Genomic DNA, 14,089 nt, shown 5'->3' on the forward strand with positions numbered 1-14,089 from the left:
TCGTTCCCACTCTGCCAATGTACGAAATGCTTCTTCATCACGATCGCCGCACATATCTCTATCTTACATCCTCCATTTCCCATTTCACGCGATACCGATGAAGTTGTCCTGGTGCCCCTTTGAAAAGAACCTGTTTGTCTTGAATAAGGGAGCGAAGCCGATACTCCAAAAAATCTTTACGAAGAGAATAGGCTTCCCTTTTTCTCACTACTTCACTTACTACTTTGGACGCAGGCACATACTGATCGGGATAAAAAGAAGACTGTTCGATGATTACATCCCGTAGATCTTGATCCAGCACATCTTCTGAACATAATCTAAAGCGGCCATTCTCCCATATCCGAAAAAGAGCAGGATCGTTTGAAATCTGCTCCCAGTCTAATACATAAGCATCCATTTCTTCTTGTGTAAGTAACGAAAATCCATCCATTTTATGTAGAAACGGAGTATAATCAGAAGCTTTCAGTTGCGACAAATTCACGGAATTCGAATGGACATTTCCTACAAAGCTTGATTCCTTTTGGATCGGATTCACAAGCTTCACATTCATCTTCCGATCTCTAACCAGCGATAGTACAAACCTAACACCGATTTGATCGTGCGCATGATTTCCATGCCATATGGTTATATTCGCATCATCCGAAAGCGACTGAATGTTCTCTACCACTTTTCCCGTCTGATGATCGGGATTATAGGTATACAATTGCTCATAATTAGACAACCGAGCTGATAGCCAGCGAGTCCGCTTCTTCTCTCCTTCTTCTAGATGAAGCTGCTTCAGCGGTCCATAAGCAAACCAGTCATTAAAAGAAATCACTTGATGGTCATGCCTTATCTCTGCCTTGTGAAGAGCCGCTTTCAAAATACCTTGTTCTTCCATCCCAAACATGATATGTACATGCTGATTGGTCAAGGGCTGTTCACCTCTTTTTCAATTCATTTTGTCGGTTTTATCTATAATAGCTACGCTATGGACACTTCTTTTTCCTTCTTCATAAGCAAAAAAGCCCATATATGATCAAATTACAGCAGGTCTCTTCCATATGAGCGTTTTCTTCGCTGTAGAAAGTTCTGCTTCGAGACCCAGTGGGATTGCAATATTCGGAGAACAATGTCCTATATCAAAACCTGCCAGCGCAGGCCGATCTGCTTTTTTTAAATAGTGATGAATAACTTCCTCACAAGTAAATGATGATTTATCCGTATTCGGTACACACTCGTGAAAATTCCCCACAATGAGGCCTGAAGCCTCCGTCAGTTTTCCAGCTTGCAGTAATTGACCCAGCATACGGTCTATTCGGTACGGCTCTTCCTTAATCTCTTCGATAAGCAGAAGTTTATTCCGAGTATCTATTTCATAAGGTGTACCGAGACTAGATACGATGAGTGACAAGTTCCCGCCAACGACGGCTCCGCTTGCTGTCCCTTCCACAATTGAAGTCAGTGTAGAAATCTCTTCGGTATACTCCATCGCTAAGGGTGAGAATAATTGTTGATATCCCGCTAGGGTAAGAGGATGAAGCGAACGATCAATTAAGGATGACAGCATCGGGCCATGAAACGTAATGAGCCCTGTTTTCTTATATATCGCCTGATGTAAAAAAGTAATGTCACTAAACCCCCAGAAAATTTTCGGGTTATGCTTAATGCAATCATAATCAAGCAAATCCGCAATTCGAGCTGTTCCATATCCCCCACGCGCACAAATAATTGCCTTGATCTCCGGATTCTGAAACATTTCATTTACTTCTTTTGCTCTTTCTTCATCGGTCCCTGCTAAGTAACCATACTGACGAAATATGCTTTGTCCAATCTCCACTCTAAGACCCATTTGTGTAAAATATTCTGTACCTCTGAGCATTTCGACTGGATCTGCATAACTTGCTAGTGCAGTAATTCCTATAAGATCTCCCGGACTAAGTTTCGCTGGATAGATGATATCCATATTCCTCATCCTCTCGTAACCTTGACTTTCCTTATCTTCCAGTTCTTAATAGAAAAGACAGGAGGCTTCTACATGACACTTTGGCGCAATATCAAAGCAGAGATTACAAGCTGGCCTCGTAATATCCAGCTTTTTTTCCTTGCCAATATACTTTATCAGATGGGTGGTGGGATGTTTTCCGTTCTGTATAATCTGTACATTCAAGATCTCGGGTTTGATGTCTCGATGAACGGTAGAGTCATTAGTATTCAGTCTATTGCTACTGCACTCCTATTTATTCCCATCGGGCTGATGGGAGACAAGATGAGCCGTAAACCTATTCTTATTGCAGGGGCGTTGTTTAGTGGAATGACGTTTATGGGACGCTCTTTTGTGGAAGGTGAATCCAGTATCCTCTTTCTTGCTGCTTCTTCTGGTTTATTCGCTTCCTTCTTTCAAGTACTAGCTATACCTTTTCTAGCAGCCAATGTAACGAAAAACAACAGACTAAAACTATTTAGCATTCATGCCTCGCTTGTACTTGCAGCACAAGTGATGGGAAGTCTTGGCGGAGGCGTACTCGCGGATGTACTGAAATCAGCAGGAATGAGTAGTGTATCAAGCTTGCAGTATGTACTTCTCATTGGTGGAATGGCTACTGTTCTTGGAACGTTACCTTTATTTTTTGTAAGAGAATCAGCTATACTTAATAAGCAACCTGCACTACTTCCTAAACAGTTTGATCTTGACTCAGCATCAAAAAGAGAAATACATAATCAAAAATCCGCTGCTTCCGATTGGAAATTCATCCGTCTGTTTTTCTTTACCCAACTGTTAATCGGAACAGGTTCAGGTCTTGTCGTCCCTTACTTAAATCTTTACTTTACCGACAGATTCGATATCAGCCTTAGTCTGATGAGTATCCTGATATCACTTGGGCAAATCATGACCATCGTATCGATGATGATTGGTCCTTCGCTCGCAAACAAAGTCGGACCCGTTAAAGCAGTCGTTATATTCCAAATTCTCTCCCTTCCATTACTTTTATTAACCGGATACACCTATTCGCTTGTTATGGCGTCCGTAAGTTTCCTGTTTAGACAAGCTTTAATGAATGCAGCAAATCCTATTTTTTCTTCCCTATTAATTGATCATGTGTCTGAAAAAAGGAGAGGTATTGCCAATTCTCTCATGCAGACCGCTTTTATGACAGGATGGGCTACGATGGGTCCTGTTCAATCTTATCTCGTGACCACCTTCGGAAGCTATCAAGGATATGCTATTACTTTTACGATTACAGGACTTCTCTATGTGACAGCTTCTGCTTTCTTCTATCTCATGTTACGTGATAAACGTAAATCGATGCCGTATAGGGCTTCGTTAAATCAAGGAGCCGCTGAATAAAAAAAAGAAAATAGCTGTATACAAAAAAAGCAATGACATGGGCTTCTTTTTCTGAAACCTTGTCACTGCTTTTTCTTTTATAAATTTCCGATAGCTTATTCAGTATTCATATAACGATAGGCGTCTGCTAGCCGATCAGCAATGTGATTCACGACTTTTTTATCTCTCATATAACTCGTGTGACAGAAGGGATTCCAAGAAGTGAGTAAGTTTCCGACATTAATACTTACATCGGCTTTCACAGCCTCCTCATAAGCGGGATCAATCTCACGTAGAGGATAACCTAATATATCATCTTTGTCATAAAAGTTAACCCATTCTCCTTCAAGACCAGGATATAAATCCTTTCCTTCTAATGAAGGAATTCGAATCGGTTTACTAAAGTCACGATAACGCAAGCTCCAGAGAGGCAGTGTCGTTCCGAGTGAATAAAAATGAGTCAGCGTCTCTCCCCGCTCCAGCGGAGAAGAGGTATCAATAACTCCTGGAGAGTGTCTTGAGATAAACTGAAGATCATAGAAAAAATTACTAGCAATCACAGTACCTAAACTATGGGAAACAACGAAAAGGGGAGCAGTATTACCTATACGCTGGGATAAACAGTGGAGTGCATTACTTATTGATTGATGGACCGCATCATAATTATGTCCGTTCGTATCTACAGGTTGGTAAGCAACAGCATCAGCTAGATAGTACAATAAGTACCGTCTAAGTTTTTTGTAACGCAGTTTTTTATTCACAACCAAATCACGAAAGATCCGATCCTCATGATCACCGAATACATCTCCCCAGTACACCGGTTCAATATCAATGTAAGGTTTGGAAGAAGCTACATTCATCAAACCGGCAAAGGCATGATCTAGTTTTTTTATAAACTTGAATGCAAACTCCTTGTTCTGGAGGCCGAGACCATGAATAACGATAACCCCAATCTTTTGCATCTCGCTTCACTCCTTCCCATCTTTAAAATATAAAGATAAGACTAATGACTTGACAGCATAGCAGATGTACTGGGTCTATACGGTTCCCCTTGATTATATACATAATGGATAAATAAGGTAAATGTCTCAAGTCCTTATTTTTCAAACTAAGTTAGATGTTTAAAAGCACAATCGTCCCTGTTACCGTCAGCGTACTCAGAAGTGTCGAGAAAAAGACCGTCTGAGAAGAGAATTCGGGTTCATTGTCGAACTGAACAGCTAAGATCATGCTGCTAAGTGAAGTCGGAACACAAGAAGAAACAATGAGTGCTTTTGCTACCAGCCCATCGATTCCAAGAAGCAGCACTGTGAGTGCCGCTAATAGCGGTCCCCCAATAAGTCTCATAGCGACCGAGATGGCTACGCTCAGACTCCCCTTTTTCGCAAACGTCCATTTCATCGCTCCCAGCTGCACACCAAGTGTTAAAAGGGCCATCCCGATAAAAGCCGCATACAAATAATGAAGTGGGATTTGAAGGGTACTTGGGAGCTCAACACTGAGAATACGGAGCAAAAATGCAAGCGGAATTGCATATATAACAGGTTGGCCGACAATAGTTCGCCAGATTCTTTTTCTATTTACCTGATGTGCATTCACGCTGTAGATTCCATAGGTATTGGGTAAAAACGACTGTAACATCAGGATTATTACCTGAACCCCGAGTGTCAAAGGATTACCCGAAAAAGCAAGCTCATTAATTGGTAATCCATAGTTAGCACTATTGGCAAACAATACGCTGTTCCTCATCGCCGCCGGCATACCGCCTTCAAGTCTTAAGAGTTTAATAACAAGGGAACAAAGGATATATTGCATGAGCATAAACAGGACAAAAAAGCCCATCACTTGACCGAACAATGACAACGAAATATCGGTAGTGTACAGGAGATTAAAAACCACTGCAGGTGATAAAATATAAAAATTAATATTCGATAGTGTTTTGATATCGAGTCCTCTGGTTCGCTGGACGATGAATCCAATTGTCATGACTAAAAAAAGAGGGATTACGTTATTAAGCAGAATGGAAAAGAACAAATTCATAACTGAAAAAACCTCCAGATGGAAGACCTAAGAATGGAAAAATTCTGGCAAAGTAAGAGTAATAGAAAAATATGAAACGCACTCGTTTTTTTAAGCGTATAGATTGGGTAATGTATAAAAAGTGGTAACGAAAGGGTGTACACGACATGTTAAGAAAGCTTATTGATAAATTTCTCCGATCTTCTGGTCGCAGTAAAGGTAAAAGGTATTACAGCAGCTCAGCAAAGAAATATTCTAGACGCTACAGTAGCTCTCACCGCGCACCTAGATACCGCGGATCTTCTTCTGATCAAAAATACAAACATGGAAAACAAGGACATGGTTATTATAAGAGTAGAAAATACAGTTCAAGCTAAACATTATCTCGATCCCTCTATGTAAGAGGGATTTTTTTATGTTGAGATCATTGCTGTTAACGCTGCTTTTAGTTCATCAGAACGATCAAATGGCTCCTCAATCTCAAGAAGCCGCTCAATAATAAGTTTCAAATCTGCACGGAGACGAAGTTCCTCCTGCCAGCTCTGCTCATGAGGTGTATGAACATCCATGTCCGTTTCCTGCACCTCATACGTGGAATACAGCATAAATAACATAAAGTGACCGATATCATTCAGATCCGCTTGTTCGTTTGCTATCTTTCCTGTGATGCTTCTACGCTGAGCGGAAAGCCTAGCAATAAAAGAAGATTTGGGTAACAATGGAGCTGTTCCTATTTTACGAGCCAGACCAAAATCAATCAGCAGCAACCTTCCATCATGAAAAAGGACATTAGGAATACGCAGATCAAGATGGACGTAACCTTGATGATGAACGTATTCGACGAGATGAAGCAGCTGAAGTGTGATGAGAACCGTTTGTTTTTCATCAAACTTGATGCCCTGTCCAAAGATCAGATCTTCTAGCGTATCCCCTTCCATATAGGACATAACAAGATAACTTCTTCCCTTCTCTTGAAAAAGATCGATAAAACTAGGAATATCCGGATGCTGAAGCTCACTAATGATCTCTGCTTCCTGAAAAAGAAGCTTCACTGCGTAGTCACCTTTGCTAGGTCTTGCTTGTTTCACAGCTACCTCTTTACCTGTGGTACAATCTAAACACTTATATGTAATTCCGTAGCTTCCTTCACCAAGAACCTCTTGCACTTCGTAGCGCTGTCCTATAGAGGCTCCTTTCTCACGAGGATCGTCACGCCAAGCAGAAATGAAAGAATGAAGGGTTGAATAAAGACGCAACAATAACTTACCTCCTCAAGGTAAACCGGCCTCTTAAAGGCCATTTCCTATCCATCATTATAGCATGCTTGTAAATGTATCCTTGATCAATCATGTATAAACATACAAAATGATACCACCTTCGATTATAATTTGTAATAAATAGAACAGGAGTGGTTAATTGGAACTCGAATTCGTTTTGCTACTAGTCGTGTGTTCAATCCTATTATCATTTTTATTCCATCGCATTGATCTCACAAGAAAGACGAAGAAAGACATGAACAAAACGGTATTCGGACGAATTTTCATTATTTCCATTGTTATCATTGTTTCCGGTCTCATCGTAGGAGCATGGAATGGGCTTCTAATTTCTGCAATTGGAGTTCATCTCCTCATTATTTCAATTTCTGCGTTATTCATGAATCTAATTCTAAAAAAATATTCGAATAAGAAGTCATAAAAAGGTTCTCAAACCTAAAAATCCAGCACGCAAACCTTATGTAAGGAATGCATACTGGATTTTTTTAGAACGATAATGTGTTTTCTCTTCTTGCAAAATCAACAAATTGAAATTTATCCAAACGATGCCTGGATTCTGAATATTGAAACAACGTTGTATCTTCGAGATGGACATAGCCACGAACAACGACAACATGTGTATCTTCCCCAATATCCATGTATTCGTGGTCCATGCTTGTGGCACGTTCAACCGAAATTACTTTTTTAGCATAGCTGATTTTAAGATGCAGTTCTTTCTCCAAATACTCATATATGGACTGTCCTGTTATATCCTTGGACAGATGAGGAACAATCGAAGCCAGTAAGAAATCAATATCCAGTATAATTCGTTCTCCGTCTATTTCCCTGGCTCGAACGACCCTCCATACTTTTGTATCCGCAGATACCTGAAGTTGCTTCGAAATATACTCCCCTGCATGTGTACATTCCGTAACATACACAAGGGTATTACTCAGTTTCCCCATCCGTTCTGACATTTCTTTATAACTGACCAGCCCGCTCACTGGAAAATTATAACGATCTCTTTGGAGAACGAATGAGCCTTTTCCTTTTACTTTATGGATATAACCATTCTGAGCAAGTAAGTTTAAGCCTTTGCGCACCGTTTCCCGCGTGATTTCATAATGTTGTGCCAATTCATGTTCAGAAGGCAGCTTGCTGCCTGGTGCAAGAATTCCTGAGTCGATCTTTTCCGCGAAATCTTTATACAGAGTTACAAAAATATTATTCATCATCATATCACCAATCGTATTGTATCACGTTTTTTATGAAATGATTACAAATCAGTGACGCATTAGCTTACTTTAGTCAAAGGTTACCTTGAGGAGCGGGGCGGACGCTTCAACAATGCCGCTTGCTAATTCTTCAACTTTTGGAGACGGGTCCTGTCCATCCGGAATAATAATAGGTGTGATGACAGGGAAACCGGCCTCTTCTATCGCTTTCTTATCAAACTCAAGTAATAATTGTCCCTTACTTACACTCGTACCTGATTCGACATGTGTAGTAAATCCATTTCCTTTAAGTGAGACGGTATTAATTCCAACATGGATTAACACTTGGAACCCTTCGGTATCACTTAGAATCATCGCGTGTTTTGTTTTGGTCACATGTTCTACCGTTCCATCGAAAGGTGCATAAACTTTGCCTTCCGCAGGAAGGATGGCAATCCCCTCACCCATCTGTTTCTGTGCAAAAGCAGGATCCGGTACTTCAGATAGCGATACTACCTTACCGCTGAGTGGAGCTGCAATGGTCATTTCGCTTCTTTTTTGTGTATTGGAATGTACAATATTCTGTTCCGCATCCAAAGCATTATCAGCGCGACCATCCGAAACTTCTTCTGTTGCTGCCTCTTCATTATTCACAACCACACTAGATGGAGCGTTTTCAGACTTTAGCTGATCTCGGGACATACGCAGTTTTCCATAGAGCAGCGTACCTGTAAAAGAAACCACAATAACGATTAACATCCCAAGGAAGAAGATACCCCATTGGTTAGGGAAGATCGAAAGAAATCCAGGAATACCGCCTACTCCGATCGAAGAAGCCAGTACATTATTAATGGCAAGTAGGACTCCGGCAATACCAGAACCGATCATACCGAAAATAAATGGGTAACGATAACGAATGTTAACTCCAAAAATCGCAGGTTCCGTTACACCAAGAAAAGCAGATACTGATGAAGTTGCAGCAAGTCCTTTTGCTTTTTGATCTTTAAGAATAAACATCATGGCCAGGGCAGCTGCACCTTGAGCAATATTCGATAGAGCAAGCATCGGCCATAGGAATGTTCCACCTTGGCTTCCAATCAGCTGAATATCTACAGCCAAAAACGTATGATGGAACCCTGTAATAACAAGCAAGGCATACAAACCGCCATAGATTAATCCGCCAAGTGCAGAGAAAGAATCAAATATACTAATTAGACCATTTGTAATCAGATTTCCGATGGAAAATGTAACAGGACCAACGACTGTAAATGCCAAGAAACCGGTTACTAGAAGAGCTACAGGCGCTACAAGGAGCAGCTTAATCGAATCATGTACTCTTTTATTGAGGAATCCTTCGATTTTAGCCAAGATGTAGGCAGAGACAAGAACAGGAAGAACTTGACCCTGATATCCAATCTTCTCTACTTCAAATCCAAATAGGTTCCATACGGGAACTGTTCCTTCCAGTGTTGCATTTGCATAGTTGTAGGCACTTAATAGTTCAGGATTAACCAAGATCAAACCCAGTACAATACCTAGAAGCGGACTTCCGCCAAATTGTTTAACTGCTGACCAACCAATCAGTACGGGCAGGAATGAGAAAGCCGTACTTGCAATTAGATTAATGATCGAAGCTACATCTGCCCACTGCGGATATACTTCAATGAGGGACTGTCCTTCATAAAAAATTCCAGGACCCGCCAGAATATTATTTAGCCCGAGAAGCAGACCTGCCATAACGATCGCTGGAAGAATCGGGATAAAAATATCTGCGAGCATTTTTATCGCACGTTGAAGCGGATTCTGTTTCTTACTAGCTAGCGTCTTTACATCATCTTTCGATGCTCTAGAGCCGCCCGTTAGTTTCATCATGTCATCATAGACCTGATCAACGAGACCCGGACCGATGATTACTTGGAATTGACCTTGCGAAGAGAAGTGCCCTTTTACTAGGGCATTCTCTTCCAAAGCTTGCGCATCTACTTTACTCTCATCTGCGAGTGCAAAGCGAAGTCTAGTCACACAATGGGTAGCGGCTTCAATATTTTCTTTTCCACCCACAGCTTGAACGATTCGTTCCACCTGTTTTTGATCTATTTTAGACATAGCGTTTGTTCTCCCTTAATTAATAGTAGAATCTCCAGTATTTGAAATTAACCACATATGGGATGCGTAAGGTGATAGTTCAACAGTTGATGCTAGCACTTTATTGCCTGCCGTATTTGACAGAAGAAGTACTGCATCCTGCTGTGAAAGATGTTTCTCTACAAACGTTTCTGGCAATTCGAAATGAACTGTCTTATCACTAAAATTCGAAATTACAACCAGTGTCTCTTCTTCATTCATTCTTGCGTAAGCAAAAACTTCAGGATGAGCATGATCAAGACGAGTAAACGTGCCGTCTGTAATTACCTTAACTTCTTTACGAAGCTGAATCAGCTTACGGTAATGATGATAGATGGAATCCGGTTCTTCTACTTGTTGCTTCGCATTGATTTCTTTATAACGTTCATCAATCTTAATCCAAGGTGTTCCGCTCGTGAATCCTGCCTGATCGCTATCATCCCAAAGCATTGGAATTCGTGAATTATCACGAGATCTTACTTTTACAATATGGGAAGCTTCCTCCGGAGTTTTACCGCGATCAATCAGAATTTGATACATATTGAGCGACTCTATATCCCGGAATTCGGAAATATCATTCCATACCGGATCTGGCATTCCGATCTCTTCTCCCTGATAAATGTACGGCGTCCCCTGCATGCCATGGAGCGTTGTAGCTAACATTTTAGCGCTTTCGTTTCGGAATTCACCATCATTCGTAAATCGGGTAAGGGCTCTCGGCTGATCATGGTTATTCCAGAATAAAGCATTCCAACCGCCGCCTTGCTGCATACCCATCTGCCAGTGTGACAGTACACTTTTTAATTCTTCAAAATCATACGGCTTCAGTTCCCATTTCTGACCATTCGGATAATCCACTTTCAAATGATGAAAATTAAACGTCATCGAGAACTCATTCTCTCTGGGATTCGAATATCGAATGCACTGTTCAAGTGTTGTCGAAGACATCTCTCCAACCGTTACAATATTATAAGGTCTAAATACCTTCTCATTCAGTTCTTTAATGTATTCATGTACTCGTGGACCATCTGTGTAAAATTTGCGTCCATCTCCCGGAGCCACAGAACCATCGTCGTCAGGGAAGCTTTGGTCTTTGGATATCAGATTAATAACATCCATTCTAAAACCGCTTACCTCTTTCTCAGCCCAGAAGGTCAAAATATCAATGACTTCTTGCCTTACTTTTTCATTCTCCCAGTTCAAATCAGCTTGCGTCTTGTCAAATAGAGTCAGGTAATACTGCTTCGTACCTTCATCATATTGCCATGCAGGACCGCCAAACTTAGACTGCCAGTTGTTAGGTGGGCCGCCATCTGGGGCTGGGTCTTTCCATATATAGTAATCTCGGTATGGATTATCACGTGAGGAACGTGCTTCCTTAAACCACTGATGTTCGGTTGAGGAATGATTAACAACGATATCAATCATGAGATGCATGTCTCGTTTTTTCATTTCGTGAATTAACTCGTCCATATCTCCCATCGTGCCAAAAGCAGGGTCAATACTATAATAATCTGCAACATCGTAACCGTTATCATTTTGCGGCGACACATATACCGGTTGCAGCCAAACCATATCAATTCCAAGGCCTTTAATATAATCTAACTTCTTAATTAATCCCTGAATATCCCCTGTTCCCTTACCGGTCGTATCACAAAAGCTCTTCGGATATACCTGGTAGATGGAAGAGGTTTTCCACCACTCAGAAGAAGTGTTCTTATCTAGTACATTCACTTGAATAACTCCTCCTTAATTTTATTATTCCAAACTTGTATATACAGGTTGTTATGATTTCATGATAAACATGTATATACATGTTGTCAATACACTTTTAAACGATATAGTAAGAATATAAACAATAAAAGCCCAAGTATAAGCATCCTGATGGAAAAGAATCAACACTTGCGATTCTCTTTCTGATCACCGGATAATTTATACTTGAGCTATTTTCATCCTCTTTTATTAAGGATCTTAGTCTATGATTAAAATTCACCAAATTCAACAATGAACGTAAGATTTTGCATTATTTTATAAAGCGTATTCGCACTGAACAATCCTAGTAGCAGCTTACTTATGTTGGAACTCTTGAATAAACTAAGTACCCAGTGACACCACGAAACTTCTTCTTTATTTAAAAAATGACTTCTACACAGAAGGATATACTTACCAAAATGCTTTGATGTCGTCGATATCTGCTCTTCATTTGCTTTCTCTATTTCAGTCACTTGCAAAGATACTTGTTGGTTTAATTTCACCAATCGATCTTCTATCAATTTTTTAGCGCTTTCCTCATCCTTAAGCCAAATCGAATATACTTTAATTAGAAAATCATCTCGAATAATTTGGTTGCCCGCAGGTTCATTGATCCAAGATTCTAAGGTTCCTCTTCCTTTTTCCGTTATTGAATATATTTTTTTGTTAGGCTTCCCGATTTGTTCGATATGTTCATAGGACAATAAGCCCTTCTGTTCCATTTTGGTGAGAAGGGGATAAATCTGGCTGTGTTTCGCTGGCCATAACATATCCAGACAAGAAGCCAATTCATATCCTGAGCTAGGCCTTTTACTTAATACGCTCAAAATCGCATAACCAAGAGTATTCATATGCCTCATTCCTTATATTAATTAAAGTTGTCCAAGATTCCAGTTTATCTCAAACTACATCTTATTGTTACCTGTTTTTCATTAAAAAACCCTGCAACCATTTATGATTGCAGGGTTTTGTGAGCATTAATATTTTCTTAAAAATGAAGGTGAACTGTTAAAAAGCTCTTGGCTAATTACACGATGACACTCGGTTTGAATTCTTTCTATGGTCTGCGTTGAATTAGCTAAGATACGAATCAAGATCCCTGTGACTGGCAGTAACGATAATCCAATATTATATTCTTTTGTATCTTCGTGTATTGCATGGTATAGCCGGTCAAGAAGTTCATTATCTGCTTGGTCTCCGATCAACATCATGGAACCTAGATGCGTAAATCCTTCCATATATCCAAGAGAAGCAATATTTTGTGAAGAAGGATTTAATTTAATATGATCATATAAGGCTAACTCGTCATCAATATAGACCTCTGTCATTAATTGAAGCAGATCATAACTAAACTGAGTTCCTTCTGGAGACCACCCCGAAGTAATGATATCCGAATAAAGAAAAGTAGAACCCTTCTCCATTCGCACTACTGTTTTTTGAACATACTTAGCATCCTGATAACCAATAAGCGGATCTGTAATATATTCAAGATAGCTGCCCTTTTTGAGAATAAATTCAGTCTCCTGATAGGCAGGTTTATTCGGAGTCTTATATATTTTAGTAGCCGACTGTGTAGTTAATGTCATCCGGGCTTGTTCTGCCAGCGATACTTTCATCTGATAGCGGTCACCGTCTAGATATCCGCCGCCTGGATTCAGAATGTAATAACATGGCTGTCCCGATTGATCATGGTAAATCGGACGCATTACTTTGAAAGCACCTTGGAAATACACATTTTTTGCGACAGTTTTTCCGTGTCTTTCTTCCGCATCTAATCGCAGAATCCCTGTCCAGTCTTCCATTCTATTCTAATCCCTTTAAGAATGCATTGTTTTTAATCCAGTCAATGACTTCGTTAAGACCTTTATTATCCTTCAGGTTTGTAAACACGAATGGTTTGTTTCCGCGGAAAACCTTAGTATCGGATTCCATAACTTCAAGGCTTGCGCCAACATAAGGTGCCAAATCCGTTTTGTTAATAATGAACAAATCAGATTTAATCATTCCTTGTCCACCTTTACGCGGAATTTTCTCACCTTGTGCTACGTCGATGATGTAGATGGAGAAGTCAACCAATTCAGGGCTGAATGTCGCAGCTAGGTTATCTCCACCGCTTTCTACGAAAATCAGCTCAACATCAGGATGTTTTTCTTTCAGTTCATCAATGGCAGCGAAGTTCATAGAAGCATCTTCACGGATTGCCGTATGCGGACATCCACCTGTTTCAACACCGATAATACGATCTGCGGGTAGAACACCATTTTGCATCAAGAATTTAGCATCTTCCTTGGTATAGATGTCGTTTGTTACGACTGCCATACTAATTTCGCCTTCCAGATGACGAGTCAATTTCTCAACAAGCATCGTTTTACCTGCTCCAACAGGTCCGCCAACTCCAATTTTAATCGGTTCCATTATTC

Annotated in this window: 13 protein-coding genes; 2 read left to right on the forward strand and 11 right to left on the reverse strand. The window is 40.3% G+C overall.

The window, feature by feature from the left end; all coding sequences use genetic code 11:
• Positions 1 to 58: 58 nt before the first annotated feature.
• Both ACWPWY_RS10060 and ACWPWY_RS10065 read right to left on the reverse strand, forming a co-directional pair.
• Positions 59 to 913: a DUF1835 domain-containing protein gene (locus tag ACWPWY_RS10060; RefSeq protein ID WP_454191572.1), complete on the reverse strand. Its 855-nt coding sequence runs from the start codon at positions 911 to 913 to the stop codon at positions 59 to 61.
• A gap of 105 nt (positions 914 to 1,018) precedes the next feature.
• Positions 1,019 to 1,945, reverse strand: coding sequence for a S66 peptidase family protein (locus ACWPWY_RS10065; protein ID WP_454191573.1), 927 nt, complete (start codon positions 1,943 to 1,945; stop codon positions 1,019 to 1,021).
• A 72-nt stretch (positions 1,946 to 2,017) separates the two neighbouring features.
• Here ACWPWY_RS10065 and ACWPWY_RS10070 point away from each other — a divergent pair, with 72 nt between their 5' ends.
• Complete coding sequence (locus tag ACWPWY_RS10070) at positions 2,018 to 3,328, forward strand: MFS transporter (protein WP_454191574.1); 1,311 nt, start codon at positions 2,018 to 2,020, stop codon at positions 3,326 to 3,328.
• A gap of 95 nt (positions 3,329 to 3,423) precedes the next feature.
• Here ACWPWY_RS10070 and ACWPWY_RS10075 read toward each other — a convergent pair whose 3' ends face one another.
• The 3 genes from ACWPWY_RS10075 to ACWPWY_RS10085 all read right to left on the reverse strand — a co-directional run bounded on the left by ACWPWY_RS10075 (position 3,424) and on the right by ACWPWY_RS10085 (position 6,582).
• Positions 3,424 to 4,269, reverse strand: a complete 846-nt coding sequence (locus ACWPWY_RS10075; RefSeq protein WP_454191575.1) for a chemotaxis protein — start codon at positions 4,267 to 4,269, stop codon at positions 3,424 to 3,426.
• A gap of 151 nt (positions 4,270 to 4,420) precedes the next feature.
• Complete coding sequence (locus ACWPWY_RS10080; RefSeq protein ID WP_454191576.1) at positions 4,421 to 5,347, reverse strand: AEC family transporter; 927 nt, start codon at positions 5,345 to 5,347, stop codon at positions 4,421 to 4,423.
• A gap of 392 nt (positions 5,348 to 5,739) precedes the next feature.
• Positions 5,740 to 6,582: a serine/threonine protein kinase gene (locus tag ACWPWY_RS10085; protein WP_454191577.1), complete on the reverse strand. Its 843-nt coding sequence runs from the start codon at positions 6,580 to 6,582 to the stop codon at positions 5,740 to 5,742.
• 160 nt (positions 6,583 to 6,742) lie between these two features.
• Here ACWPWY_RS10085 and ACWPWY_RS10090 point away from each other — a divergent pair, with 160 nt between their 5' ends.
• Positions 6,743 to 7,021: a hypothetical protein gene (locus ACWPWY_RS10090; protein ID WP_454191578.1), complete on the forward strand. Its 279-nt coding sequence runs from the start codon at positions 6,743 to 6,745 to the stop codon at positions 7,019 to 7,021.
• A 64-nt stretch (positions 7,022 to 7,085) separates the two neighbouring features.
• Here the strand turns inward: ACWPWY_RS10090 and treR are convergent, their stop codons facing one another.
• The 6 genes from treR to ureG form a co-directional block, all read right to left on the reverse strand.
• Positions 7,086 to 7,814, reverse strand: a complete 729-nt coding sequence (gene treR / locus ACWPWY_RS10095) for a trehalose operon repressor (protein WP_454192846.1) — start codon at positions 7,812 to 7,814, stop codon at positions 7,086 to 7,088.
• Between the two features lie 69 nt (positions 7,815 to 7,883).
• On the reverse strand, positions 7,884 to 9,899 hold the full coding sequence (gene treP / locus ACWPWY_RS10100; RefSeq protein ID WP_454191579.1) for a PTS system trehalose-specific EIIBC component: 2,016 nt from the start codon (positions 9,897 to 9,899) through the stop codon (positions 7,884 to 7,886).
• A 15-nt stretch (positions 9,900 to 9,914) separates the two neighbouring features.
• Complete coding sequence (gene treC / locus ACWPWY_RS10105; RefSeq protein WP_454191580.1) at positions 9,915 to 11,651, reverse strand: alpha,alpha-phosphotrehalase; 1,737 nt, start codon at positions 11,649 to 11,651, stop codon at positions 9,915 to 9,917.
• A gap of 248 nt (positions 11,652 to 11,899) precedes the next feature.
• Positions 11,900 to 12,520 (reverse strand): PadR family transcriptional regulator, encoded by a 621-nt coding sequence (locus ACWPWY_RS10110; protein WP_454191581.1) that lies wholly within the window; start codon positions 12,518 to 12,520, stop codon positions 11,900 to 11,902.
• Between the two features lie 126 nt (positions 12,521 to 12,646).
• Positions 12,647 to 13,471: an urease accessory protein UreD gene (locus ACWPWY_RS10115; RefSeq protein ID WP_454191582.1), complete on the reverse strand. Its 825-nt coding sequence runs from the start codon at positions 13,469 to 13,471 to the stop codon at positions 12,647 to 12,649.
• 1 nt (position 13,472) lies between these two features.
• Positions 13,473 to 14,084: an urease accessory protein UreG gene (gene ureG, locus ACWPWY_RS10120; RefSeq protein ID WP_191799553.1), complete on the reverse strand. Its 612-nt coding sequence runs from the start codon at positions 14,082 to 14,084 to the stop codon at positions 13,473 to 13,475.
• Positions 14,085 to 14,089 lie beyond the last annotated feature (5 nt).

It is taken from the genome of Paenibacillus sp. Marseille-Q7038 (assembly GCF_965111595.1).